This window comes from Campylobacter showae, assembly GCF_963515975.1.
GTDB lineage: Bacteria > Campylobacterota > Campylobacteria > Campylobacterales > Campylobacteraceae > Campylobacter_A > Campylobacter_A showae_F.
This window is the reverse complement of record NZ_CAUPZM010000009.1, coordinates 1-23,501: the sequence shown is the minus strand read 5'-3', so window position 1 is coordinate 23,501 and position 23,501 is coordinate 1. Positions and strand designations below refer to the sequence as shown.

Below are 23,501 nucleotides of genomic sequence, written 5' to 3'. Positions count from 1 at the left end.
AATTTGATACGAAACAAGCTAAAATTTGACAAAACAAAGGCGCAAACGAAAAGTAAATTTTTAAATGCCGTAGAGAGAAAAAATCAAAAATCAAATCAAACCGAGGAAAAATTTGACGGCTTAAATTGTGCAAATTTTACGCTCGGCAAGACGGAACCCCAAAGCACAAAAATATCACTGCGCCGATAAATTTTATACTTAAAAAAGTAAAATTTAATAAGAAAGCACACCGATGAAAAACAAATCTAACGCCCAAATCTGCGGTATCGACGAGGCGGGACGCGGCGCGCTAGCTGGGCCTTTGGCGGTAGCTGCATGCGTGCTAAAGCGCGAGATAGCGGGGCTAAACGACTCAAAAAAGCTGACCGCAAAGCGGCGCGAGGAGCTGTTTAAAGAGATCGCGAGAAGCTCGGAATTTCTCATCGCTTATTTTTCAAACGAGCAGATCGACGAGCTAGGGCTTAGCGAGTGTCTCAGGCGCGCACTGCGGCTGTTTAAAGCGCATTTTACGGATTGCGAGTTGCTCTACGACGGCAACGTAAACTACGGCACCGGCGTAAAAACCATGGTCGGAGCCGACGGCAAAGTGGCACAAGTAAGCGCGGCCAGCATCCTAGCCAAAGTAAGCCGCGACGCGCTGATGACGGCGTGGGACGGCGTGCATACGGGCTACGGATACGCCGCGCACAAAGGCTACGGCACAAAGGCGCATCTGGACGCGGTAGCAAAACTGGGCGACTCGCCGCTACAAAGGCGCAGCTTTCGCGTGAAAAGCTTTGAGCGCGGGCTGTTTGACGAATGATTTTTTGACATAAAATGAGTTTTTAGGCGATAAGCAGTTTGTCCTAATCCGAAAGAAATCGCAATTTACAATCATCTATCGTGCGTTCTATTTAAACTTTTTAATCAAATTTGAGCAAATCAGCTACTCGCAAGCAGTTTTTCTAGTTTGCGATTTTTAAAGAATTTTACGACGTCAAACGCGATTTTGGCAGCCAAAAGTGCTAAAAAAACGTGTCTAAAAGCATAAAATTTGCCTAGATATTTATGCTTTTTCATGAGTTTTAGCGTGAGCGATTTTATCGCTTCTATCGGCTTTTTGATTGCTTCGCCGATCATTTTGTCTTTTATCTCATGCACGACGAGAGCGGTAACGGTTTTTAGGTATTTTTTCGTTTTGGGCGCGGGTAAATTTTGCGTCTTAGTTTCGCCGTAAACGTCGCCGACCCAATTTTCAAAATTTTGTCTAGCATTTTTGCTTTTTAGGAGTTTTTCGCCGACTTTGCTTATCTCGTAAATCCCGCGCGAAGTCTTTAAAACGATCCTTTTTTCTTGCGGCAAAGCTTGAATTTTAGGGCTATTTGCTATGACGCTTAAAAGCGCGTCCGTTTTGCTTTGACTCGCACCCGTTTTGCGCGATAAAAACTCCGCTATCTCCTTACGGCTCGCCTTTTTTCTCTCGTTTAAAAACTGCGCCAATAAAAATAATCCTTGATAATCCATCGCAAAACTCTCATTATTATATTAAAATGAGAATTATACTTAAAATATATCAAAATAAAATAAAAGCCAAAATCATTTTGATTTTACTGCGTCGTAAGGTGAACTAAATTTACCGAGTTAAAATAAAGGGTTTGTGTCGCAAATTTGAAATTTATCCGTGCGTGGACTCTAAAATTTGCGGTAAATTTAATAAAAGACGGCAAAACTTAAGCGCTTCGAGCCGTTTAAATTTGCCTTTTTCCGAAAATCAGGCAAATTTAAAGCTCCTAAATTTAACTAACGAAAAACTCCTGCGCAGGCTCTTTGCTCTCAAAAGGTTTCACGCAAATCTCGCGCTCGCCGATCCTAGCTCGCACAGCCGTATCTTTATCGGCTCTAGTGTAGGCAAGCGCCAGCCGCACGGCAAACTCGAGATCGGCTTCGTTAAATTTAGCATCCACGAAACTCACCGCGCCCACGATATCGCCGTCAAATTTGATCTGCGTAAATTTCGGATTATTTAGAGCTAGCAGCTTGGCGTTATCGTTTTCGTCGCGGCCGATGACCATTTTGGTGCCGTTTGTTAGGCGCAGATGCCGCCCGATACGTAGCAGCTGCATATCCGCGCTCGTCATATCCGGGTCAAATTTGATGAAATCTTTGATTTTATTCGCAAAGCTCTCGATCGTGAGCAAGCACCCGCCGCCGGGCGTCTCATACTCGCTAAAGCCAAATTCCTTCGCAAGCGCGAACTGTCTTTTGCGGTCGCGTCCGCTGATGGCGAGCAGTTTGCTACGATCAACCCAGCCTTCGCGCTCCGGTTTTGTGGGCTTCATCAGCTGCGCAGACATCGGGCGCAAGATAAGGTCGTCCTCGTCGCCGGCGGCGTTTTTGACCTGCGCCATCGCGTCGCGCCTCTGGCTCATCGGACGTTGGCCGATCACCTCGCCCGTCGCGATAAAGCTAGCACCCTCCGAGCGCATCATCGCAAGCGCCGTTTTAAACATATATCCGTGGCAGTCGATGCAGGGGTTAAAGTGCTTGCCGTAGCCGTATTTAGGTGTAAAAAGGACGTCGCGCAGGTATTCGTTTCTGATATCGATTATTTTAAGCTCGGCTCCGGCTTCGTTCGCGCGGCGGCGTAAAATTTCGGCCTTTTTCTCGTCGCCGCTAAAGCCGATGTCGATGTGGATCGCCGTAACTTCGATGCCTTGGCTGGTTAGAAGCTTGATAGAGATCATGCTGTCCAGCCCGCCGCTAAATAAAACTAATGCTTTCATTTTTTATTGATTTCCTTTAAAATTTTATCGATTTTTTTTAGTATGAGCGCCTTTTCCTCCAGAGGAATTTTCGCCGCCGAGTACTTTTTGTACATATTTTTATAAAATCTCGTTTTAAAAACATTCACGGCTTCAAAAATTTTCTCCTCGTCGGTAAAGGCGTCATAGTTTTCAAACATCAGCTCGCGCACGGCGGGATCGTCTGCATCGACCCCCTGCGCTACGGCTTCGAAAATATCCCTGTGGCGGACGAAATACTCAGGCTTTAAATTTTCCAAAACGGTGCTTTTTAGACTCTCGTTTTCGATCATAGTTTTTAAAATTTGAAGCTCGAGCTGATCCTTTTGTCCGCGCTGATTTTTGCCGAAATTTTGCATTTCGTAGGCTTGCATGCGCTCCTGAGCGGCTTGCGTATTTGCGCCCCTAGTTAGCCAAAACGACCCCTCGGCTATCTTTAAAATTTTAGCCACGAGCGGCGCGTAGGAGTTTGCGACGACGGGTTTTAGACTCGCGGTAAAGGCCTGGATCGCTTCTAGCGCTTTTTGCTTTTGTACGGGACGCGAGAGGTCAAAGCCGCTAGCTAGATGCCTGATGTAAAATTCGCCGATCTCCGTGCCGCTTTCAAAAATTTGACGCAGATACTCTATCTTACCCGCGACGACCATATCGGCAGGATCTGCGCCGCCCTCAATAATGACGACGCTGCCGTCGATTTCGTTTTGCGCGAGCAGCAGAGCGGACTTCGTCGCGGCGTTTATGCCAGCGTCGTCGCCGTCAAAGCACAAAATAACGCTAATCTCGCCGCGTTTTAAAAGCGGCAGGTGCTTGGTAGTGAGCGCAGTTCCAAGCACGGCTACGACGTTGTTAAAGCCCGCCTTGTGCAGCATGATGACGTCCATGTAGCCTTCGGTGATGATGATCTGATTTTTGGCGAAAATTTCGCGCTTTGCCAGGTGGTAGCCGTAAAAAAGCGTTGATTTATCAAAGACCGCAGACTGGGGAGAATTTACGTATTTAGCTGGGTTGCCGCTGATCGTGCGTCCGCCAAAACCAACCAGCCGTCCGGCGTGCGTATAGATAGGAAAGGTGATGCGGTTTATAAAGCTAGCGTAGATGCCGTTTTCGTTTTGCTTTACGATACCGACTTCTAGGGCTTCTTTGGGCTCGATTTGATTGTTTTGCAGTAGCCTTATCGTCTGCGCGCTCTCAGGCGCGAAACCTAGTTCAAATTTATCGATCAGCTCGTCTGTTATACCGCGCGAGTAGAGATAACTGACGGCCGCGGGAGTTTTATAAAGCAGCGAGCGGTAAAAAGCATTTGCGTTTTCTAGGATGTGCTTGTTTTCTTTCGCTGGTTCGCCGCCGCGCACGTAGTTTAGCGTGAAATTTTGCAGTCCCGCGATCTTTTCGACGGCTTCTGGGTAGCTTAGCTTTTCGTAGTCCATCACGAATTTGATCGCGTCGCCGCCTGCTTTGCACGAAAAGCAGTGAAATATCCCGCGCGACGGGCTCACGCTCATGCTCGGGTTTTTATCGTCGTGAAAAGGGCATACGCACACGAAGTTCGCTCCGCTTTTTTTTAGCGGCAGATAGTGCCCGACGATATCGACGATATCGGTTTGCGCTTTTAGTCTTTCTATTGATTTTGGATCGATCATAAGCGAGATTATACAATCGTTTTGCTATAATCGGCGTTAAATTTGACTTTAGAAAGCGGCATTTTGGATATATTTTTTATCGAATTTAGAGACCCGATTTTCGGCCTCGTGGTGTTGGTCGCCGCGGTGCTCGTGATCGCCGTTTTTAGCTATGCGTGGGGCGTTTTTAAGAGCAAGGACGAAAAGGCGGAGATCGCGGGATTTTTAAAAAAATTCGGCAAATCTCAAGGCCTGAGCGACGAAAACAAGCAGCTTTTGATAAACTCGGGCGCGGATACGGCTACGATGTGCTTTTTGGCGGGGACGTTTTCAAAAAGCGGGTATTTTGAAAAGGCTATCAACGTCTATGCCGTAGCTTTAGAGCGGGCCAAAAACCGAGCGGCAAAGGAGCAAATTTTTACCGATCTGGGTCAGACTTATTTTAAGGCGGGCTTTTTAGAGCGCGCAAAAAGCGTCTTTTTAGAGGCGCTAAAAATCTCTCCGCGAAATCAAATCGCGTTAAAATCGCTAACGATAATTTTCGAAAAACTAAAAGACTACGAGGGCGCGCTGCAGGCCTTGGACGCGCTGCAGGAGCTCGGCAGCGACGTGAGAGCGCAGACGGCCTACATAAAGGCGCTGCAAATTTTAGCGGATAAAAGCAGGGACGAAGCAGGCAAAATCGGCGAAATTTTAGCCCTAAAGGACGAATTTGCGCTCGTGCGGCGTATGGCGATGGAGAGGTTAAATTTAAGCGGTTCGGGGCTTAAGGATTTTAGCGATTTCCCGCCGTTAGGGGACGTTTTGGATTTAGTTTACTATCAAAACACGCCCGTAAATTTAGCCGACCCCGAGTATAAGAGCCTGTTTTTCATCAAAGGCATGAGCGACGAGGACGGCACGCCGCTCGGTTTTGAGCTAGAGGTTTTAAAGAAACTAAAAGCGGCAAACTACGACAAGGCCGCGCTTAGCTTTAACTACGTTTGCAAGAGCTGTAAAAACGCCTTTCCGATGCATTTTTACCGCTGTCCGATGTGTAGCGAGCTAGGCAGCGTGCAAATTCTGCCTCACATCACGGAAAAATCTGATGAAAACAGTATGCCTTTTTAGCGACGGCTCGTGTCTGGATAACCCGGGCCCCGGCGGCTGGGCGTACATCCTAGAGTACGGCGAGCACAAAAAAACGGCAAGCGGCGGGCAGGCGCACACGACGAATAATCAAATGGAACTACGCGCCGCGATCGAAGGGCTAAAAGCGCTAAAGCAGCCGTGTCGCGTGAAGCTCTACACCGATAGCTCATACGTCGCAAACGCCGTAAATGCGTGGCTAGAGGGCTGGGTCAAAAAAAACTTTAAAAACGTAAAAAATGTCCCGCTGTGGCAGGAGTATCTAGTCGCAAGCGAGCCGCACGAGGTCGAGGCGATCTGGGTCAAAGGCCACGCCGGGCACCAGCAAAACGAGCTTTGCGACGAGATGGCACGCGAGAAAGCCGTCAAGATAAAAAATAGCTTAAAAGGCGAATAATGCGAAATTTGGAAGAGAAATTAGGATATAAATTCAAAGACGAAAAGCTGCTAAAAACCGCGCTCACGCACAAAAGCGTAAAAGGCGGTGCAAACAACGAAAGGCTCGAGTTTTTGGGCGATGCGGTTATGGATCTGGTGATAGGAGATTATCTTTTTCACAAATTTTCGCGCCTAAGCGAGGGAGATCTAAGCAAACTACGCGCCGCGCTCGTAAATGAAAAAAGCTTTGCCGAACTCGCCAAATATCTAAATTTAGGCCAGCTCATCAACATCTCTCCGGCCGAGGAGCACAACGGCGGACGGGCAAAAGCCTCGATCTTATCGGACGCCTTCGAGGCGCTGATGGGCGCGATCTACCTAGAAAGCGGCTTTGACGCCGTGCGCGCGGCCAGCCTAAAAGCCTTTGAGAGATGCTACCCGGATATAAATTTCGACCGCATGGTCAAGGACTACAAAACCGCGCTGCAAGAGCTAACTCAAGCGCGCTTTGCGCAGATACCAAAGTACGTGCTAGTGGGCTCAAAAGGCCCCGATCACAAGAAAGAATTTGAGATCGCGCTAATGTTAAACGAGCGCGAGATCTCTCGAGCCGCAGGCAAGAGTAAAAAAGAAGCCGAGCAAAAAGCGGCTAAAATCGCACTTGAGTTTTTAGGAGAGAGCAAGTGAATACCTTCGGACGCAAACTAACGCTAACGACGTTCGGCGAGAGTCACGCAGCAGCCATCGGCGGCGTGCTAGACGGTTTTCCCGCTGGTGTGCGTATCGATTTAAATTTTATCCAAAGCGAGCTTGACAAACGAAAACCCGGCGGCTCAAAATTTGCCACGGCAAGGAGCGAAGGCGACCGCGTCGAGATTTTAAGCGGCGTGTTTGATGGGCTAAGCACGGGCACTCCGATCGGTTTTATCATTCGAAACGAAAATCAAAAATCGGGCGATTACGAAAATTTACGCGAGCTCTTTCGTCCTGGACACGCCGACTACGCCTACTACCGTAAATACGGCATCCGCGACCACAGAGGCGGCGGACGCAGCTCGGCTAGAGAGACGGCCGTGCGCGTGGCGGGCGGCGCGATAGCTCAAATTTTGCTGAGCGAGTTTGGCGTCAGCGTGCAAAGCGGCGTGGCTAGCGTGGGCGAAATTTCGTGCGGCGAGCGATTAGACTTTGATCTCGCGGCGCGATCGGAGATATTTTCTCTGGGTAACGAAGAGGCGATGAAAGAAGAAATCCTAAAAGCCAAACAGGGGCACGACAGCGTCGGAGCTAGCGTCGTCACAGTTATCCGCGGCGCGCCGGTGGGGCTTGGCGAGGGGCTATACTATAAATTTGACGCGGCAATCGCAGCTGCGATGATGGGCATAAACGGCGTCAAAGCCGTAGAGATCGGCGAGGGCGTGAACGCAAGCAAGATGCGCGGCAGCCAAAATAACGACTCGATGAGTGCAGCGTATGCAGGCGTAAATTCGGGCGCGGACGGCTCTACTCTTGAGGGCGCGAGCGAGTCGGCAAATTTAAACGGCGGCAAATTTGACGAATATAAAAGCGAGGCGGACGGCGAGGCTTGCCGCGGCTCAAATTCGGACAAGAAATTCGGATTCGCCTCAAATCACGCTGGAGGAACGCTGGGCGGCATGACGAGTAGGCAAGAGGTCGTGATAAAGACGCATTTTAAGCCCACTCCGTCGATATTTTTATCTCAGCCGACGCAAAACGTGCGCGGGCAGGACGTCATCTGTGAGCTACGCGGACGACACGATCCTTGCATCGGAGTGCGCGGCAGCGTCGTAGCTACTGCGATGGCTAGACTAGTAACAGCCGATATGCTGCTTTTAAATTTGAGCGCAAATCTTGCGAATTTAAAGAAAATTTACGGCTAACTCCAAGATGAACTGCGCCCTAAATAAAGCTGAGCAAAACGGACGCTGCGCGCGTAAAATTTGCGATGATTTTTGCGCGCGACAAATACATTTGGCTAATTTATATTTATGATATAAACGGCGCAACAGTCACACTTAATATAAAAAATATCTCACACGGCGGCTTAGAAAATTTGCTCGCAGGTGCCGTAAAATATCTAAAATTTATGCAAGAAATCATAGAAAATAGAGCGCGACAAGGAGCTATGAGCGCGTAAATTTAGACTCTTTAACCCTAACGGCAAGAAAAATATATCCTCAAAAATAGCTCCCTGAGCAGCTCGCCCCAAACAAACTACGAAGTGCGAAAATCTAAGCCTTAGCACGATATTTATGCGGACTAGTCAGTCTATAGCGTTTACGATGAGTTTTGTAGCTTTCTTAAAACATCTCGCGCGAAATAGGCTAAATTTGCTTCATTTTTATGCTTAAATTTAAAGGCTTTTGAATCAAAATAAACAATTGATTTTACCGCGGCGCCAAACAACCAAAACACCAACAATAGCGGCAGCCTAAAAGCCGAAAATCAAGCCCAAATTTACGAATTTTAGCCCCGTTTGGCTATAATCACACCCAAAAAAGGAGCAAAAATGTACATCGTCCTAGGCATCATCGCCGTTCTCGCGCTCATCGTCATCTCGGTCTACAACTCGCTAGTCGGCAAGCGCAACCAGGTCTCAAACATCAGATCAGGCGTCGATACGCAGCTAAAAAGGCGCTTTGACCTCATCCCAAACCTCGTCGCCACCGTCAAGCAGTACATCACGCACGAGCGCGAGCTACTAGAAAACATCTCTGCGCTTAGAAGCGGTATCCAAAAGGCCGCGGGCGACGAGCAGAGATTTGCGCTAAACGGCGAGCTGTCAAACCTCATCTCAAAGCTCAACGTCGTCGTCGAGAACTACCCCGAGCTCAAAGCTAACGAAAACGTCATGCACCTGCAAAAGACGCTAAACGAGATTGAGGAGCAGATCTCCGCCGCGCGCCGCGCCTACAACGCCGCAGTGACCGACTACAACAACGCCGTGGAGATGTTTCCCTCAAATCTCGTCGCTAGCTGGGCGAGGTTTCATAAGGCGGCATTTTTCGAGGTGCCGAAAGGTCAAGACGATCCACACGACGTGCACGAGCTTTTTAACCGCTAAATTTATGCTCGTTTAGTCAAATTTGACGTTAAATTTGAGCGCTTAGCCGCACTCTTGAAAATGCAGGCGGGCTTTGTCGGTTCGTCAAATTTGAAGGTAAAAGCGGCAAATTTAATCCAAATTTGAAGCGCCGTCGCCCGCAAACGGCGAGCTAAAATTTAAACGGTTTAAAACGCAAATTTAAAGACGAAAGCCAAAATGCGGGCGTAAAATAGCCAAATTTGCAAAAGGCGTTAGATTAAAACAGGAGCGAAAATGGACGATCTGGTCTTGCTAGAGCTTGAGCGGCAAAAGGTTTTACGCTCGCTTTTTAGGCTAAAGCTCGCCTGCGTCTTCGTCGCCGCCGCGGTGGCTTGGCTGCTATATCTAGCCGCGCAAAACGCCGCTCTTAGCGCGGGCGCGTTTGTGGTCTGCGGGACTGCGATGTACTATTTTTTCGAGAGCATTTTTACCGATAGCTTTACCTTTAAATTTAAGCGAAAAGTCGTGAGGAGCATCGTGGAGGAGTGCGGTCTCGCGTATTATCCCGGCGAATACGTAGAGAGCGATTATCTTTATATGATTTATGATTTTGATATCGATAAATACTCGGGCAACGACCTGATTTTCGGGCAGATAGAGGGCGTGCGGGTCAAATTTAGCGACGTAGAGGCGATAAGTATCAAAGAGGATCTGCACGGAAACAAGACGCATAGAGTGCTTTTTGCGGGGCTTTTGTTCGTCGCCGATTTTCCTAAGCGGTTAAAGGGCGTCACGCAAATTTGCAGCGGGACGGATGATTTTAAGGACTACGGCGGCAAGCGCGCGAGGATGGACGACGCGGAGTTTGAGCGGCTATTTCGCGTCTATACGACCGATCAGATCGAGGCTAGATACGCGCTCACGCCTAGCATGATGGAAAATTTAAAGCTGCTAAAAACGAGATTTCACCGCCCTATAAACATCGTGCTAACTGGGGACAAGATCTGCATGGCGATCCGCACGGGACGCGATAACTTCGAGCCCGATCTGCGCCGTCCGCTCGTGGGCAAGGGGGCGAATAGATTTTATAAAGACGAGATCGGCGGCTTTTTGCGTATCGTCGAGGAGCTGCGGCTAAACCGTAAAATTTGGCTGGATTAGGGACTTTGGCGTCAAATTTGACGGGCATAAAGCGCACCCTAAAAATCTAAACTAGCGGACGAGACAAAAATCATCGAGTATGGCTGTAAAACGAAAAGGAGAGTTGGTGAAGGGCGTAGCGATAAACGAAACGACGATAGTCGGCGACGACGGAAAGTACTATAAATTTAGCTTTGAGGACGTGCGCTCGGGGCGACCTAGCGGCGGCGAGCGGGTGGCGTTTCGGCCTGACGGGGCGTTTGCGCGGGACGTTTTTGTAGTCGTAGACGAGGGTGAAAAGCGCGCGGTAAAGGACACCAGAAGCGATGAGACGAAGGCTGCGATAAAAGAGAGCGCGGCGTTTGACCGAGCTAGGATGCTAGGTATCGCATCCGGTATCGTGCCGGCCGCGATCAAGATCTACGCATACTTTATCGCGAACTACTCGGGGCTAGCGCTACAGATCGCGGATAATCTCGCCGTCATAGCGGCTGCGCTGCTAACTTATGCGGCGCTAGGCGGAGTCGCCGGGCTCGCTCGCAGCGATGATCTGCACGTAAACTACGGCAAGGCGATGATCGTGATGTTCGTCGCTCACGTCACGGCGACGCTGGCATCGTATATGGCGGACGCGGCCCATCCGCTAGCTAAGCTAGTGGCCGTCATCGCGCTACTGCTGCTGGGCTACGTCGCGTTCGTGTGGGGAAAGGTCTTTTTTGAGCTAGCAAGGCTGACTAGAAACGGACTTTTTCGCGTCTACGTTTGTACGTTTTTTGCGGGAGAGTTGCTGTGGGCGAGCGGTGTTTTGGCGGTATTTGGTTTCTTTTTGCTCGTGGCTTCGTTTTTCATCTATATCGCGGCTTGGGTGAAAACGGACAAGGTCGGAGAGGCAAAGGACGCGGGGCTTTTTATCTATTAAATTTGACTTGGGTTTAGTTTGTCTAAATTTGAGTTATATTTGGTAGGAGTAAAGCCGGTCGATCGATTTACTAAAAACTAAATTTGAAGTCATACGAGCTTAAATTTATTCTCCCGGCTAGCCCGAGTCGCCGTTGCCAGACGGATAGAGTCGGCATCATCAAAACTCGGGCGGTTTATCGTAGCCTGCTACTGCAACCTCTCTAGCGCTCTTTTGGCGTATTCGTTACCGCCCGCCGCTCCGCGCTTGTAGAACTCTATGGCTTTATCCATGTCCCTTGCGACGCCGTAGCTGTTCTCGTAGCATATAGCTAGATCGGTTAGAGCGTGCGGGTCGTCGTCGGCAACGGCTTTTTGGATGTAGACGAGCGCTTTTTTATAGTCTTTTTTAAAATGTATCCCGTTTAGATACATATTTCCCAGCATTGCGTCCGCACCCGTGTCGCCTAGCTTGCTTGCCTTTTCAAAGGTCTGCGCGGCTAGCTTGTAGTCCGTCATGCGGTAGTAGATCCGCGCCATATTAGAGTGGGCGAGCGAATCGTTTAGTCCCATGGCTTTTTTGTACCATTTTACGCCTTCGCCGATATTAGACATCCTTACCTCGTATAGGTAGCCAACGAGCGCGACCGCTCTGGCGTCGCCGCCATCGGCTCTGGGTTTGATAAAGGCCAGTGCTTCTTTATATTTTCCGCCATCGTCTAGCGCTATAAATTTATCGTAATCCTCGTTAGACAATCCAAACGCCGCAGTGATCGCAAATGCGCATAATGTTATTACCGTCTTTTTCATCTTAGTTCTCCAGTACTAGCAGGTCTTTAAATTTATGCTTGACGCTCATTATCGCGTCGCCGTCCTCGGTGTAGTCCGTGATATAGCCATCCTTATCGGTAGTAAAGTATACGAAACCGTAGGTGCTATAGTTGACGCCTACCACGCTGCAACCCCAGAAGTTGCACGATCTATTAACCGATAGCACTTCGCGAGGCTCGTATTGCATATAAAATTTGTTTGAAAGCATACCTATCTCGATATGCGACCAGCCGCCGGAGTATCTTTCCATATCTAGGATATGGCGGCCTTTTAGCTGGGATAGCTCTTTGTTTTCTAAAAATATATTAGAGGGGCCGATGCCGTATGTAGTACATCCGCCTAGCAGGAAGGCGCATAAAATAGGCAGGAAAATTTTTTGCATTTTTGATTTCCTTTGTGTTTTCTTGCGGCTGATTTTATCTAAAGGGGTAACGCAAGTTAATATTTTGGGATCGGGGTTGAATTTGCGGCTTTAAATTTGACGCCGAATTTGATCTATGTTGCGTCAAATTTGGCACTGTTTTGGGGTAAAGCGGCGGTCAAATTCGGCTATAAATTTAGCTATGCCGCTAAATTTATAGCACAGGAGGCAAATCGCCGCCGCTAGCTAAACAGCCTAGTCCGCCAGCCCATCTTCGCCGCATTTTGCGATGAGCGCATCAAATTCCTCTTTGCTAAACGCGCTTACGACGATATTTTTAGCGTCGATAAATTTGTACTTTTCTTTTGGCAAATTTTGGATGAAACTCTCATATTTCAGCGTCGCTAGGGTCTCGTATTTTTCCTCATCATCGCCCTCTCCGCCAAATATCGCGATCTTCCACCGCGCGACTTTCTCATCGCCTAGCATTTGCAAATTTTTATACTCCACGCTAGGTTCATACGGCAGCACGGTAACGACGTCTTGCGACAGGACGTAACCTCCGCTGATCTCGCCGTTATCGTTTCTGCGATAAAACATCTGATTTGCAAAATACGCGTCTAGGTTTTGGATATCGGTTACGAATTTGCTAAATTCGCCCGCGGGATCCTTCGCGCCAAGGATGCGAGCTATGATCTTTTGATCGAACGACACTTCGTTTCGCGTGCCGTAAATAGTGCTGATTTGCGCCTCTTTTTGCAAATTTTGCTCTATAGCCTCTAGCCCAGCGCGTATGTCGGGCTCATAGTCAAAGCCCTCGATATTTTGCGCGCTAAATTTCTCGTCGTCCTCGCTCACGATTTCGCCGTCCATTTTTATGGCTAGGTTTTTTAGGTACTCTAGCGCGATTTTCCAGTCCGTGCGGGTGCTTGGTGTGCCGATACGGACGTTATAGGCCTCGTCCTCGTAGCCGATCTCAAAGCCGCGTCCGCTAAGCCCGTCCGTACCGGCGACGAGGCAGTCAAGCTCGTCCAGCTTCGCGCCGTAAAAGCCCTCGGCGTCAAACTCCTCGTCATCCTCGTCCGCGTTAAACTGCGATAAATTCGGCACCAGGCGCAGCGCCTCCTCTACGCTCATCACGGGCGCAAGGCCCACTAGAAATTTCTTTTTATTTTTGACGAAAAACGTTATACTCATTTTTGATCCTTTGGGGTTAAATTTGGCTTTCGCGGCGTTTTAGCGGAGTCAAATTCGAGCGTAAATTTACCGCGTCAAATTTGCCTCCGTTTGGAGCGAGCATAAAACCCGGGCGCAAATTTAACCAAATGCGCCAAAGCCGGGCTCACTCGTCCTTTTTCTCGTCCTCTTTTTTGCCGATCTTTTCTTTGGCGTTTTTTATGAGATTTTCGGCGGCTTTGTAGAGCTTCTCGCCTAGTTCTTTTGATTTCGCTTTGAGATTTTCGCCGATCTCGCTCGCATTTATCGCGCTTAGCTTCTCCTCGGTTCGTTTTTCAAAGTCGCTGATGTCTTTTTTGAGCGCTTCGAGGCGTTCTTTGGCGTTAAAATTTTCTTTAAATTTATCGCCGGCTTGAGTTACTTCGCGCTTTAGCTCCTCAAATTTAGCTCCCGCAAGGCTTGCGAATTTATCGATATTTTCGTTAAATTTTAGCTCCTCTAGCTGAAGCTCGATCTGGCGCGAAACGTCGTTTTGCAGGCGCTTCAATTTGGCGAAGTAGCTATCTATGGACTCGTCTAGGATTTCGTTTATCACGGCAGCAGACGGCTCATCTGAGCGCGCCATATCGCGTAGCATCGCTACGAACCTCTCCTCGAGTCTTATAAATTCTTTAGCTTCGCCAAGCAGCGTCTGGCCGTCGGGGGCAAATTTGATCTCCTCGATAAACTTCTCCGTCCTCTTGCTAAGCGCCTCTTTTACGCCTCCGATCGCGCCGCTAATTAGCTCTTTGGCAAAGGCCTGATCGACGTCGGCTATCTCGCACGCCGCCTCGCAGACCGTCCTTGCGATCTCCAGGATGCGCTCTTTGCTCGCTTCCCCCTCGTTTATCGCGCTAAGCACGACATTTTTGGCGATCTGTTCGACCATATCTTTCACGTCGTCGCCCTTTTCGATCGCGGTTAGAAACGCCGCTTCGGTAGTTTCTTTGAGGATTCCCAGCATTTGTAGCTCACAGAGTATTTTTTCGTCTATCGCGGTTAAAATTTCCTCTTTATCGGCTAGGTCGCTATTTTTTATGAAATTTTCCATATTTTCAAGCAGCGCGCGCACGTCGTTTTTGATCTCGTCTTTTTGCGCGTAAATTTGTCGCTCGATCTGCTCTTTTTCGTAGATTAGGCGGTGGATATACTGCTCTTTTGCCTCGCTGAGCGCGTCGCCCGCGCTTTGGATGAGGTTGGCGACGTTTTGGCGGTTTAGCAGATCCTCGCCTTTTAGCGCCTCGCAAATTTGCTCAAATTCTTTAGCCAGAGCCGCGTTTGCGTCGCCGTTTTTTGCGCCTTTGACGCTTTTTCTAAACTCGCTTAGCGCAAATTCCCTTATCAAAACGGAAATTTGCGGGTCGTTTTTGTTCTCTTTTATGGTTTGGATGAAGACTAAATTTTGCATGAAAGTCCTTATAGTACGTATTTGCAAACGCGTCTTAGCGCGGAAAATATCTCTAATCGCTCCTGGTTAGAATTAACCAAAACGCTTAAATTGTAGCTTTTGTATTTGCTCTCTTTGCTCGATTTTGACGGCGTTATCTTGTGTTGTCTCTCGCCTACGACGCCCTGCGCGATAGCTTCGGCGCTTTCATTCTCAAGCACGATGATTTTGTATTCCCAAAAATTTGGATAGATGATTTCTGGTTCTTTATTTAGATCGCACGTAGTCGCCACTTTTGCCTCCGCTTTTACTTTCTAGTTTTATGTCCGTTATTTGCATAGTTTTATCTATCGCTTTTATCATGTCGTAGATCGTTAGAAGACCGACGCTAACGCCTGTTAGCGCCTCCATCTCGACGCCGGTTTTACCGTCTATCTTGACGCTAACGGTTAGCTTGTAGGCGCAGATATCAGCTAACTCCTCGATGTCGCAGTTTATGCCGCTGATTAGCAGCGTATGGCACATCGGGATGAGTTCGCTCGTTTTTTTTGCGCCCATTATCGCACCTACGACGGCAGTTTGCAGGACGGGGCCTTTTTTGCCGGTGTTGTTTTTGATCGCGTCAAAGGCTTCGCGCGACATTTTTATAATGCCGCTTGCTACGGCTATGCGCGTAGTTACGCCCTTGTCGCTTACGTCGACCATTTTCGGGCGGTTGTTTTCGTCTATATGAGTTAGCATTTTCGTCCTTTCGCCTAAAGTGCTAAATTTGCTTAAATTTGAGCTAGGCGGAGTAAATTTATGAGAAGGATTATAACTAAAAAAGCTTAATGAATAAGACAAAAACGCCTCGGCAGGGGGAGCCGAGGCGCCGTTACAAAAAGGAGGTTTTCTTGTCGGACGTCGAAATCATACCAAAAAGGTCTAAATTTTATCCCAATTTTTCGTAAATATATTATTCCCTACTTTTCGCGTAGGCTAGGGCGCCTGATTTTAGGCGTTTTAGCCCCTCCAGCACGCGCGATCTTTGGGTTGCGATATTGAGGCGCAGGAAGCACTTCTCGGCACCCCTATACGCGTTGCCGTCGTTTAGCCAAAGCCTCGCTTTCTGGCGTAAAAATTTATGAAAATCGCTTGCGTCGTCGCAAATTTCGCGGCAGTCAAGCCAGAGCAGATACGTGGCGTCTTGCTCCACGAGCCTGATCTGCGGCAGTTCGTTTTGTAAAAACTCGCTCACGATTTTGCGGTTTTGTTCTACGTATTCGCGCATCTGCTCGAGCCACGCTTCGCCCCGCTCAAACGCGGCGATCGCCGCGATACAAGAAAATGCGTTGCCCTCGCCGACCTCGTCGTCGTTGATAGCCTTTGCCATTTTGGCGCGCAGTTTTGGATTTGGCACTACGGCGGCGGAGCTTTGCAAGCCGGCGATGTTAAAGGCTTTAGTCGGCGAAACGCAGGTGATCGAGATGTTTTTGCAAGTCTCGCTCGCGCGGATAAAGGGCACATAGCTTTTGCCCGGGCTCGTGATGTCGCAGTGAATCTCGTCAGATATCACCAAAACGCCGTATTTGGCGCATAGTTCGCCGATTTTGGCTAGCTTTTCCTCGCTCCAAATTTTACCGACGGGATTGTGCGGGTTGCAAAGGATAAACATCGTCGTTAGCGGATCGGCAAGCTTTTCTTCGAGATCGGCAAAGTCTATATCGTAGCCGCGCCCGTCGTAGGCTAGCTCGTTTGCGAGCGCGATCCTGCCGTTGTTTTCGATGCTGCGGTAAAAGACGTGATAGACGGGGCTTTGGACCACGATTTTATCGCCCACGCTCGTAAATTTGCGCACGGCGGAGCTAATGATCGGGATCACGCCCGTGCAAAAAATCAGCCAGCTCAGGTCGAATTTGACGTCGTGACGCCTGCTCCACCACGAGCAGATCGCCTCGCTCCACTCTTGCGGCACGTACGAATAGCCAAAAACTCCGTTATCCAGGCGCTTTTGTAGCGCTTCTAAAATTTCGGGCGCGACCTTAAAATCCATATCTGCCACCCACATCGGCAGCTCGTCTTTGCTTGTTTTCCACTTTGACGAATACGTCCCGCTTCGCTCCACCGGCGCGTCAAAATCGTATTTCATTTGCTCTCCTTGCGTGATTTTTGCGGATATTTTAGCGAATTTGGCGGATAAAATTTGAAATTTTGCTACATTTTTGAGCAAAGTCGATTTTTAATGCAATATTTTCTATAATTGCATTAAAAATTTAGCAAATTTAAGGATAAAAATGCTCACGATAACCTCACGTTTGCCAAGCGCAAATTTAAAAATTTCAAAGGCATTACCTCAGCTCATCCAAGGCTACGTCTACCGCTATCTGCCAAGTGCCGAGCACGAGGGATATAGGCATGAGCCCAGCGGCAAAATTTTTAAACGAACGAATTTTGATTTTCGTTTAAAGGGCGCAAATTTGCGGATTAGATTTACTTCTTACAAGCCGGAATTTGAAAAAATAATCGCGCTTGCCGTGCTAAAAGATGGGTTAAGCTTGGGCGAACTTTGCTTGTGCGATACGACTGTGGCGGTTAGCGAACACAGAACTGCGCAAAGCGAAGCGGTGCTACAAGGCTGCGTAGCATGCGCGGTAAGCGGGCTTTTGGGACATAAAATTTATCTGCAACCGCAAGATTCCAGGCATCTTGAGATGATGAAAACGAACGCTTTGCAAAGATTTGAAACTCTTACCGGACGCAGATACGACGGCAAATTTGAGCTAAATTTGCTCTGGCAAAATTTGCAAAATCCGTTTAATTTTTATTACGGCAATAACCGCTCGCCGGTTCAAGCTTGGCAAGCAAAATGGAAAATTTGCGCGCAGCCTGAGCTCATAAATTTGATCCTTGATGCGGGCATCGGAAGCGGATGCATGAACTGCGGAGCGGGGTTTTTAGAAGTAGTAGAATAAAAAATAAATTTTATGAATCTTTAAGGTATATTGTACTAGCATTAATAAAATTTTTTAAGGTCAATTTAAAATGGGGCTTGCTCATAAGTTGCATGTGATCGGAAATTTAGTAAGCAATGACGATACTATCGCTATGATAAAAAATTCAAATTTTAAAGATAGCGAACATATTGTTTTAACCATCGATTTTAAAGTAGAAAATTTAAAACTTGTCGATAAGCCAAAAATATCCAGAGCCTCGCTAGATAACATAAAGGCGCTTTTTACTAAAAAGATAGGCGGTTCAGGCAAGGGGATATACTATCTTTATCCAAATTACGAATACCAAAATGAAAGCGATCTATATGATGAGTTTAAAAAAATTTCTTTTACTATTTTAAATTCTATCATGGTCTATGCAAATGACGATAATAAACGCATTGCCTCTTTAATGTTTGAGTACATTAAAAACTATAAAAATGACGAACTTGGGCTAAAAAATTTTAAAAAGAATGATTATTTTCTGATTTTACGTATAAACGGCAAAAGTTTTTACGAACTCATGCCTGAAGTTTTGGATAATTATATTAATATGCCAGTTGTGATGCACAAAAAAGACAAAAATGCATATTTTAAGCCGAGAAAAGCAATAGATATAATATCTGCAAAGGATGAATTTTGCGGCTATAATCCCGATATAAAATTTTTCACATATGACAATTATGATAAAGACCTTAAATTGCAAATTGTAAACAAACTTCCTATGTCAAATGATACTGCAAAGGCGATAAAAAAGGGGTGGATGTTTGCGACAAATAACTTAAAATTTTACTACAAAGGCCTAGAATACATAATCATCCCTTCTATGGCAAATTTCGATGCTGAAATTTTCAAAGGATTAATAAGCTTTCTTAAAAATGCAAAAAATATGCAAGAAGAATCGGAAAGAGAAGAGAGCTTTATGAGAAGATTGCGAAAGCAAATCGAAAATTACGACCAAATAAATAGCTTTACGCTTGATATTTTATTTGCCGAGGTTGATCAGACAAATTTATCCGTTAAGATATTTTCTACGCTTGAAGACGTTTTGCCAAGCAGGATAGCAAAGGTCGCAAAACTAATGCAAGAGCGTCATATTACCGACTCTTCAAAGCAAATTCAAGATACAGATGATGATATCAAATTTACCTATCTCAAAAATTATTTTGGAGTTATTGAAAAATATGCTGCCGCCACAAAAGTCAAAGGCCTTGATAATAAAATCATGCAAGAGAAAATTTTTCTAGCAAAGTTGTTGCTTGGCTACGCAAAGATAAAATATATCGAGCTTTTGAAACGATTTGAACATTTTAGGGAATTTGATGCCCAAAATAAGAAAAAGATAAAAGACGGCGTCAAAAACTGGATAGCCTTTCCTGAAAATATCGTCGAAAATGAAAATAAAATTTTAAGATTTTTACAAGAGATAAACGCGATAAGGATGTGATTATGAAGCTTTTTTCCGATTATTTTGAGGAGCTGTTAGAAAAACAGTCCGATTATTTTAAAGATGATCTAATCAAAGGTGCTTATTTGATAGGCGCTTATTCAAAGAGCATTATAAATAGTTCTTTTACATCAGAAGTTTCTAAAGAAAATAAGACATTTGAAAAGTGGCTTTCAAATCAAAAAATAATAGCGCCGAATTTAAAGAAAATTTTTAATAAAGCAAATGAATTTGAAAGAAAACTAAAGCTAGGCAGCGCGACAAATAGCGATCTGTCGCAGCTGATAACTACGCATTTTTGCAATGAAAAAAGCAAGAGCGTTTCTCGCTATGAAATTTCATTTGCATTTATACGAGGTATGAACGACTACGTTAAATTTAAAAAAGATAATCAACAATCAGGAGAAAATAATGAGTGAGATAGCAAAACATAGCGAAATTTTGTTTTTATGGGACGCAAAGATGACAAATCCTAACGGAGATATGTTAAACGACAATGCGCCAAGATACGATGAGAGCGACAGAAAAGCTATAGTGAGCGACGTAAGAGTAAAGCGAACCATCAGGGATGATCTGCAATACAGAAAGTCTCAAACTATCTTTGTAAATAATGCCGAACAGGTACAGTCGGCAGAAACTAGATTTACCGAAGTAAAGAAAATTTTAGGCGAATCAGACGATAAAAAGGCATTTTTAAGCTGCATAGATAATAGACTTTTTGGAGGCGTGGCGCCAAGAAGCAATATCCAAATCATAGGCGCAGTGCAATTTTCTTGGGCTAAATCGCTAAACGAAACAGAGACTATAATGTCTCAAGGAACCGGTGCATTTGGCAAAGACGGCAGCGGCAACAAAACATTTAGAACAGACAACTACATACCGTATGGCTTATTTGCCATGTATGGCACTATAAATTCACTAAATGCCGCCAAATCAAACGCTAGCGAAGAAGATGTCGCACAAATGCTTGACTCGATGTGGCAAGGCACAAAACTACTAAACACAAGAAGTAAGGTCGGTCAAAAGCCAAGAATGCTTATTAGAGTTATCTATAAAGATACTTATATGATAGGCTTGCTTGACGAGCTTGTAAAGCTATACAATAAAGATTCCGATCAGATCAGAAGCATTGACGAGTGCGAGTTAAATTTTACAGCCCTTACTAGATCGCTAAAAAATATGAGCCAAAAAATAGAAAAGGTTGTAATCTTTTACGATGACTCTTTTAGGAGGTATGTGGATCAGTTTAAAGAGCTGGGGCTAGAAATAGACGCAAGAGAGCTATAATGTTTGCATTTAAAATTTGGGGTAAATTTGCTTGCTTTAGAGATCCGCTTTCTATAAGCCAAAATATCACTTTGCCGCTACCGCCAAAAACTACCGTAGGCGGTATGCTAGCAGCGCTGCTTGGCGCGGATGACTATTTAGGCGACGATGATTTTATGGATTTTGGATATAGCGTCGTTTTGGATGGTTGCGTTTTGAAGAAAACCTTTTCGCAAAACTACATAAACGACTACACCAAAAAAACAAAAGCTCATCTAAATAGCCTTAAAAATTTAGATATGCAAAAGATTTCAAATGGTTTAAGAGATAGATCCGCACCGCAAAAACCTATAAACAGAGAGTTGCTAATCGATCCGAGATATACGATCTTTATCGATAAATTTAAATTTGAAAACGAAGCGATAGATAGTCTAAAAAATAGGATTTCCAAATTTCCTTTTTATCTTGGTAATAGCGAATTTGCCGGTAATTTTGAGTTTATGGAGATAGTAAAATTTACAAACAAAAATTTTGATGAGGTAAGTATTGACTCGTTTGTGCCGCAAAGCAAGGCGCATAATATATGCTTTGACGAAAATATTTTATACTCGCCAATCTGCTTTGCCGGAAGCCTAGATAACGATAGATCTCCAAAAACACACATAAATTTGATAGTTTCAAACGATCAAATAAGGACAAAAAATATAGAGGCTTGCGAGGTGGTTTGTACTCAAAAAACTTATCGCTGCATATTTGTATGATACAAATTTCAGATATTTTTAACTCCCATCCTCAAAAACCATACAATGAACACATTAAAAATATAGCCGACAGCTTTGATGACGATTGGCACAAGGAAGCAGCATCTTTTCACGATCTAGCCAAAATTTCACAAAAATTTCAAGACTATATAAATTTAGACACTAAAAATTTTAACTCGGCGGATGAATTTGAAAAAGCACGGCAAAAGCTAAAAACTACGCACACGTTAGAAAGCGCTTTTATATACTTTTTTACTAGAGCTAACAAAGATATAAATTTCTTGGCAAATTTCTTTGCTATCTTAAAGCATCACTCTGATTTACCGGATATAGACTACTTTCTCTCAAATACAGGATCTACAAAAGCAAAAGTAACAGACAGACTCAAAAAGATAGATGAGATAGCTCAAAGAGCAAATTTGGATATCGATATAGATCTCTACGACTTTGTGGATTATTTTTTAGACTTGGAAAATGAACTATCAAAATATTACGGTTTGGAGAGCTTTTTTATTTTTAAAAAAAGATACTCAAGGCTCATTTTGGCTGATAAATTTGAAGCTATTTTTTCAGAAAGCTATCAAAATTTAGATGTTTTAAATGCCGAAAAGATAGATCTTTACATAGACCAAATAAAGAGCTTAATAGCCGACAAAAAGCAAGATGATTATAAAGACAAGGCAAGAGAGATTATATTTAAAAATTTTAACTCCAATAAAGATAAGAAAACATTTCTCATAAAGGCGCCAACGGGTATCGGCAAAACATTTTTGGCATTAAATTTAGCCTTAGAAATAGCTAGAAACGGCAATAAAAGGCGCGTCATAACGGCTATACCTTTTACCTCTATCATAGATCAAACGCACACCGAGTATCAAAAAATCATAGCAGATCAAGACGTTTTAAAGTATCACCATTTAACAAGCTATAAAAGCCAAAACAACGATGAACAAGAGCAGTTTATGCAAAAGGTATTCTTAGCCGACGTCTGGCATGAGAATTTTATAGTTACTACATTTAACCAGCTGTTTTTTACTTTTTTCTCAAACCATAATAAAGACAATCTCAAGCTTGAAACCCTTCGAGATAGCGTCGTTATAATAGACGAGATACAAAATATTCCGCGAGTGCTGCTAAAATCCATCGCAGCCGCTTTTAACGAATTTTCAAAAAGATACGATATCCATTTTATAATCATGTCGGCAACTATGCCTCATATCGCAGCTGAGCTGGAGAGCTTTACCGAGCTTTCGGAGCCTATTTTATATAAACGCGAAAAAGATAGATATGAGATCATTTATGAGCCGGATATAAAAGGGCTTGATGATTTGGTAAGTGAAATTTTAAAACATCAAGATGGGAGCGCGCTTTGCGTCGTAAATACAATTTCAAAAGCCAAAAAACTATACGAAGCCCTAAAAAATAGCGGCAAAAGAAGCGTCTATCTTTTGACGACGCATCAGATCCCGCTTCATAGAGTACAAATAATAGACGAGATAAAAGAAAAACTTGAAGACGGCGAGAAGATTACCCTAGTCGCCACTCAGCTCATCGAGGCCGGGGTTGATCTTAGTTTTGACGTGGGATTTCGCGAATTTGCACCCATTGGCGCCATCATCCAGGCCGCCGGTAGAGTAAATCGCAACGCTACATCTAGTAAGCCGGCAAAGGTCGTGGTTTTTCATTATCTAGACGGCAAACCATTTCCATATCATGACATAGACCTACAAGAAGATAAGGTAAAAGAAATTTTAGCTCGCTCCATAAAAGAGAGCGAAATTTATCAAATTTTAGAGAGCTATTTTCAGAGCACCAAAGACGAAACGACGAGCATAGATCTACTAAGCCTTGCTAAAGAGTTAAAATTTCAAACTCTATTTGATAAATTTAATGACAACTTCATGCCAAAACAAGACTACAAAGTATCACTTTTTATAGAGCAGTATGATGGTCATTTCAATGAATTTTTAGAAAAACGAGAGGTGCTTTTAGCTTCTGACAAAGATAAATTTATCATCCTGGCAAATATCAAAGAGCTTGAAAAAGAGCTGGCGCTATATACCATTGCAGTTGGCAAAAATATGCTTGAAAATATAAAGCCATACACCAGAGAGTTTTTTGGCAGATATGTTTTAGCGCCTAGCGATTTTTATAATAAATTTGACGGATTCTTGCCTGAGTTAACGGCAGCAGACGAGGTATTTGACTAATGTTTTGCAAAGACCAAATCACCGGCACGCTTGTGAATTATTACGTCACCTGTAAGCGCGAGGCGTGGC

At 45.1% G+C, this 23,501-nt stretch carries 25 protein-coding genes; 15 read left to right on the top strand and 10 right to left on the bottom strand.

All coding sequences use genetic code 11. The annotated features are described in order from the left end of the window. The first annotated feature begins 232 nt into the window (after window positions 1-232). The gene (locus RWM02_RS04590) at window positions 233-802 is read left to right on the top strand and encodes a ribonuclease HII (protein ID WP_314069511.1); all 570 of its coding nucleotides are present in this window, start codon (window positions 233-235) and stop codon (window positions 800-802) included. Window positions 803-921: 119 nt separating this feature from the next. Here the strand turns inward: RWM02_RS04590 and RWM02_RS04585 are convergent, their stop codons facing one another. The 3 genes from RWM02_RS04585 to dnaG form a co-directional block, all read right to left on the bottom strand. Then, on the bottom strand, window positions 922-1,479 hold the full coding sequence (locus RWM02_RS04585; RefSeq protein WP_314069509.1) for a restriction endonuclease: 558 nt from the start codon (window positions 1,477-1,479) through the stop codon (window positions 922-924). Between the two features lie 296 nt (window positions 1,480-1,775). Then, entirely contained in the window at window positions 1,776-2,762 is a 987-nt protein-coding gene (locus RWM02_RS04580) for an argininosuccinate synthase domain-containing protein (protein WP_314069507.1), read from the bottom strand. Then, window positions 2,759-4,420, bottom strand: coding sequence for a DNA primase (gene dnaG / locus RWM02_RS04575; RefSeq protein ID WP_314069505.1), 1,662 nt, complete (start codon window positions 4,418-4,420; stop codon window positions 2,759-2,761). The genes RWM02_RS04580 and dnaG overlap by 4 nt, the downstream gene beginning before the upstream one ends. Before the next feature lie 63 nt (window positions 4,421-4,483). Here dnaG and RWM02_RS04570 point away from each other — a divergent pair, with 63 nt between their 5' ends. The 7 genes from RWM02_RS04570 to RWM02_RS04540 all read left to right on the top strand — a co-directional run bounded on the left by RWM02_RS04570 (window position 4,484) and on the right by RWM02_RS04540 (window position 11,007). After that, window positions 4,484-5,509, top strand: a complete 1,026-nt coding sequence (locus RWM02_RS04570; RefSeq protein ID WP_232037834.1) for a hypothetical protein — start codon at window positions 4,484-4,486, stop codon at window positions 5,507-5,509. After that, window positions 5,487-5,924: a ribonuclease HI gene (gene rnhA, locus RWM02_RS04565; RefSeq protein WP_122862323.1), complete on the top strand. Its 438-nt coding sequence runs from the start codon at window positions 5,487-5,489 to the stop codon at window positions 5,922-5,924. Before RWM02_RS04570 ends, rnhA begins: the two co-directional genes overlap by 23 nt. Next, window positions 5,924-6,592 carry a ribonuclease III gene (gene rnc / locus RWM02_RS04560; protein ID WP_314069500.1) on the top strand — a complete coding sequence of 223 codons (669 nt, stop codon included), beginning with the start codon at window positions 5,924-5,926 and terminating at the stop codon, window positions 6,590-6,592. Before rnhA ends, rnc begins: the two co-directional genes overlap by 1 nt. Further along, window positions 6,589-7,803: a chorismate synthase gene (gene aroC, locus RWM02_RS04555; protein ID WP_314069498.1), complete on the top strand. Its 1,215-nt coding sequence runs from the start codon at window positions 6,589-6,591 to the stop codon at window positions 7,801-7,803. The genes rnc and aroC overlap by 4 nt, the downstream gene beginning before the upstream one ends. 629 nt (window positions 7,804-8,432) lie before the next feature. Continuing rightward, the gene (locus tag RWM02_RS04550; RefSeq protein ID WP_185898236.1) at window positions 8,433-8,987 is read left to right on the top strand and encodes a LemA family protein; all 555 of its coding nucleotides are present in this window, start codon (window positions 8,433-8,435) and stop codon (window positions 8,985-8,987) included. A 255-nt stretch (window positions 8,988-9,242) separates the two neighbouring features. Beyond that, entirely contained in the window at window positions 9,243-10,109 is an 867-nt protein-coding gene (locus RWM02_RS04545; protein WP_314069494.1) for a DUF3137 domain-containing protein, read from the top strand. 106 nt (window positions 10,110-10,215) lie between these two features. After that, entirely contained in the window at window positions 10,216-11,007 is a 792-nt protein-coding gene (locus RWM02_RS04540; protein WP_314069492.1) for a hypothetical protein, read from the top strand. Between the two features lie 188 nt (window positions 11,008-11,195). On the opposite strand, the gene RWM02_RS04535 is transcribed toward RWM02_RS04540, so the two are convergent. Together RWM02_RS04535 and RWM02_RS04530 are read right to left on the bottom strand one after the other, a co-directional pair. Next, window positions 11,196-11,795 carry a tetratricopeptide repeat protein gene (locus tag RWM02_RS04535; RefSeq protein ID WP_314069490.1) on the bottom strand — a complete coding sequence of 200 codons (600 nt, stop codon included), beginning with the start codon at window positions 11,793-11,795 and terminating at the stop codon, window positions 11,196-11,198. A gap of 1 nt (window position 11,796) precedes the next feature. Beyond that, window positions 11,797-12,198, bottom strand: coding sequence for a hypothetical protein (locus RWM02_RS04530; RefSeq protein WP_314069488.1), 402 nt, complete (start codon window positions 12,196-12,198; stop codon window positions 11,797-11,799). 96 nt (window positions 12,199-12,294) lie between these two features. On the opposite strand from RWM02_RS04530, the gene RWM02_RS04525 reads away from it, so the two are divergent. After that, on the top strand, window positions 12,295-12,423 hold the full coding sequence (locus RWM02_RS04525; protein WP_314069485.1) for a hypothetical protein: 129 nt from the start codon (window positions 12,295-12,297) through the stop codon (window positions 12,421-12,423). Window positions 12,424-12,432: 9 nt separating this feature from the next. Here RWM02_RS04525 and RWM02_RS04520 read toward each other — a convergent pair whose 3' ends face one another. From RWM02_RS04520 to RWM02_RS04500, 5 genes are all read right to left on the bottom strand, one after another. Next, on the bottom strand, window positions 12,433-13,374 hold the full coding sequence (locus RWM02_RS04520) for a DUF4299 family protein (RefSeq protein ID WP_314069483.1): 942 nt from the start codon (window positions 13,372-13,374) through the stop codon (window positions 12,433-12,435). A 145-nt stretch (window positions 13,375-13,519) separates the two neighbouring features. Next, window positions 13,520-14,800: a hypothetical protein gene (locus RWM02_RS04515; protein ID WP_314069481.1), complete on the bottom strand. Its 1,281-nt coding sequence runs from the start codon at window positions 14,798-14,800 to the stop codon at window positions 13,520-13,522. Window positions 14,801-14,808: 8 nt separating this feature from the next. Further along, the gene (locus tag RWM02_RS04510) at window positions 14,809-15,072 is read right to left on the bottom strand and encodes an HP0495 family protein (RefSeq protein WP_314069479.1); all 264 of its coding nucleotides are present in this window, start codon (window positions 15,070-15,072) and stop codon (window positions 14,809-14,811) included. Continuing rightward, window positions 15,047-15,520 (bottom strand): cyclic pyranopterin monophosphate synthase MoaC, encoded by a 474-nt coding sequence (moaC, locus tag RWM02_RS04505; RefSeq protein WP_314069478.1) that lies wholly within the window; start codon window positions 15,518-15,520, stop codon window positions 15,047-15,049. The genes RWM02_RS04510 and moaC overlap by 26 nt, the downstream gene beginning before the upstream one ends. Window positions 15,521-15,734: 214 nt before the next feature. Next, window positions 15,735-16,907, bottom strand: coding sequence for a MalY/PatB family protein (locus RWM02_RS04500; RefSeq protein ID WP_314069476.1), 1,173 nt, complete (start codon window positions 16,905-16,907; stop codon window positions 15,735-15,737). 145 nt (window positions 16,908-17,052) lie between these two features. Here RWM02_RS04500 and RWM02_RS04495 point away from each other — a divergent pair, with 145 nt between their 5' ends. From RWM02_RS04495 to cas3, 6 genes are all read left to right on the top strand, one after another. Further along, on the top strand, window positions 17,053-17,730 hold the full coding sequence (locus RWM02_RS04495) for a CRISPR-associated endoribonuclease Cas6 (protein WP_314069474.1): 678 nt from the start codon (window positions 17,053-17,055) through the stop codon (window positions 17,728-17,730). A 70-nt stretch (window positions 17,731-17,800) separates the two neighbouring features. Further along, entirely contained in the window at window positions 17,801-19,195 is a 1,395-nt protein-coding gene (locus RWM02_RS04490) for a TM1802 family CRISPR-associated protein (protein WP_314069472.1), read from the top strand. A gap of 2 nt (window positions 19,196-19,197) precedes the next feature. Beyond that, a complete protein-coding gene (locus RWM02_RS04485) occupies window positions 19,198-19,614 on the top strand; it encodes a hypothetical protein (RefSeq protein WP_314069470.1) in 417 nt (138 codons plus the stop codon). Further along, entirely contained in the window at window positions 19,607-20,482 is an 876-nt protein-coding gene (gene cas7b, locus RWM02_RS04480) for a type I-B CRISPR-associated protein Cas7/Csh2 (protein WP_314069468.1), read from the top strand. Before RWM02_RS04485 ends, cas7b begins: the two co-directional genes overlap by 8 nt. Beyond that, window positions 20,482-21,222, top strand: coding sequence for a CRISPR-associated protein Cas5 (gene cas5 / locus RWM02_RS04475; protein WP_314069466.1), 741 nt, complete (start codon window positions 20,482-20,484; stop codon window positions 21,220-21,222). The genes cas7b and cas5 overlap by 1 nt, the downstream gene beginning before the upstream one ends. Continuing rightward, window positions 21,219-23,432 (top strand): CRISPR-associated helicase Cas3', encoded by a 2,214-nt coding sequence (cas3, locus tag RWM02_RS04470; RefSeq protein WP_314069465.1) that lies wholly within the window; start codon window positions 21,219-21,221, stop codon window positions 23,430-23,432. Before cas5 ends, cas3 begins: the two co-directional genes overlap by 4 nt. Window positions 23,433-23,501: the final 69 nt, after the last annotated feature.

Excerpts from the sequence above, each read along its gene's own strand:
- RWM02_RS04545 (WP_314069494.1), top strand. The coding sequence starts at position 9,243 with ATGGACGATCTGGTCTTGCTAGAGCTTGAGCGGCAAAAGGTTTTACGC.
- RWM02_RS04535 (WP_314069490.1), bottom strand. The coding sequence starts at position 11,795 with ATGAAAAAGACGGTAATAACATTATGCGCATTTGCGATCACTGCGGCG.
- RWM02_RS04550 (WP_185898236.1), top strand. The coding sequence starts at position 8,433 with ATGTACATCGTCCTAGGCATCATCGCCGTTCTCGCGCTCATCGTCATC.
- RWM02_RS04500 (WP_314069476.1), bottom strand. The coding sequence starts at position 16,907 with ATGAAATACGATTTTGACGCGCCGGTGGAGCGAAGCGGGACGTATTCG.
- cas7b (WP_314069468.1), top strand. The coding sequence starts at position 19,607 with ATGAGTGAGATAGCAAAACATAGCGAAATTTTGTTTTTATGGGACGCA.
- RWM02_RS04490 (WP_314069472.1), top strand. The coding sequence starts at position 17,801 with ATGGGGCTTGCTCATAAGTTGCATGTGATCGGAAATTTAGTAAGCAAT.
- cas5 (WP_314069466.1), top strand. The coding sequence starts at position 20,482 with ATGTTTGCATTTAAAATTTGGGGTAAATTTGCTTGCTTTAGAGATCCG.
- rnhA (WP_122862323.1), top strand. The coding sequence starts at position 5,487 with ATGAAAACAGTATGCCTTTTTAGCGACGGCTCGTGTCTGGATAACCCG.
- moaC (WP_314069478.1), bottom strand. The coding sequence starts at position 15,520 with ATGCTAACTCATATAGACGAAAACAACCGCCCGAAAATGGTCGACGTA.
- RWM02_RS04485 (WP_314069470.1), top strand. The coding sequence starts at position 19,198 with ATGAAGCTTTTTTCCGATTATTTTGAGGAGCTGTTAGAAAAACAGTCC.
- RWM02_RS04530 (WP_314069488.1), bottom strand. The coding sequence starts at position 12,198 with ATGCAAAAAATTTTCCTGCCTATTTTATGCGCCTTCCTGCTAGGCGGA.
- cas3 (WP_314069465.1), top strand. The coding sequence starts at position 21,219 with ATGATACAAATTTCAGATATTTTTAACTCCCATCCTCAAAAACCATAC.
- RWM02_RS04590 (WP_314069511.1), top strand. The coding sequence starts at position 233 with ATGAAAAACAAATCTAACGCCCAAATCTGCGGTATCGACGAGGCGGGA.
- RWM02_RS04495 (WP_314069474.1), top strand. The coding sequence starts at position 17,053 with ATGCTCACGATAACCTCACGTTTGCCAAGCGCAAATTTAAAAATTTCA.
- dnaG (WP_314069505.1), bottom strand. The coding sequence starts at position 4,420 with ATGATCGATCCAAAATCAATAGAAAGACTAAAAGCGCAAACCGATATC.
- RWM02_RS04520 (WP_314069483.1), bottom strand. The coding sequence starts at position 13,374 with ATGAGTATAACGTTTTTCGTCAAAAATAAAAAGAAATTTCTAGTGGGC.
- RWM02_RS04515 (WP_314069481.1), bottom strand. The coding sequence starts at position 14,800 with ATGCAAAATTTAGTCTTCATCCAAACCATAAAAGAGAACAAAAACGAC.
- RWM02_RS04580 (WP_314069507.1), bottom strand. The coding sequence starts at position 2,762 with ATGAAAGCATTAGTTTTATTTAGCGGCGGGCTGGACAGCATGATCTCT.
- rnc (WP_314069500.1), top strand. The coding sequence starts at position 5,924 with ATGCGAAATTTGGAAGAGAAATTAGGATATAAATTCAAAGACGAAAAG.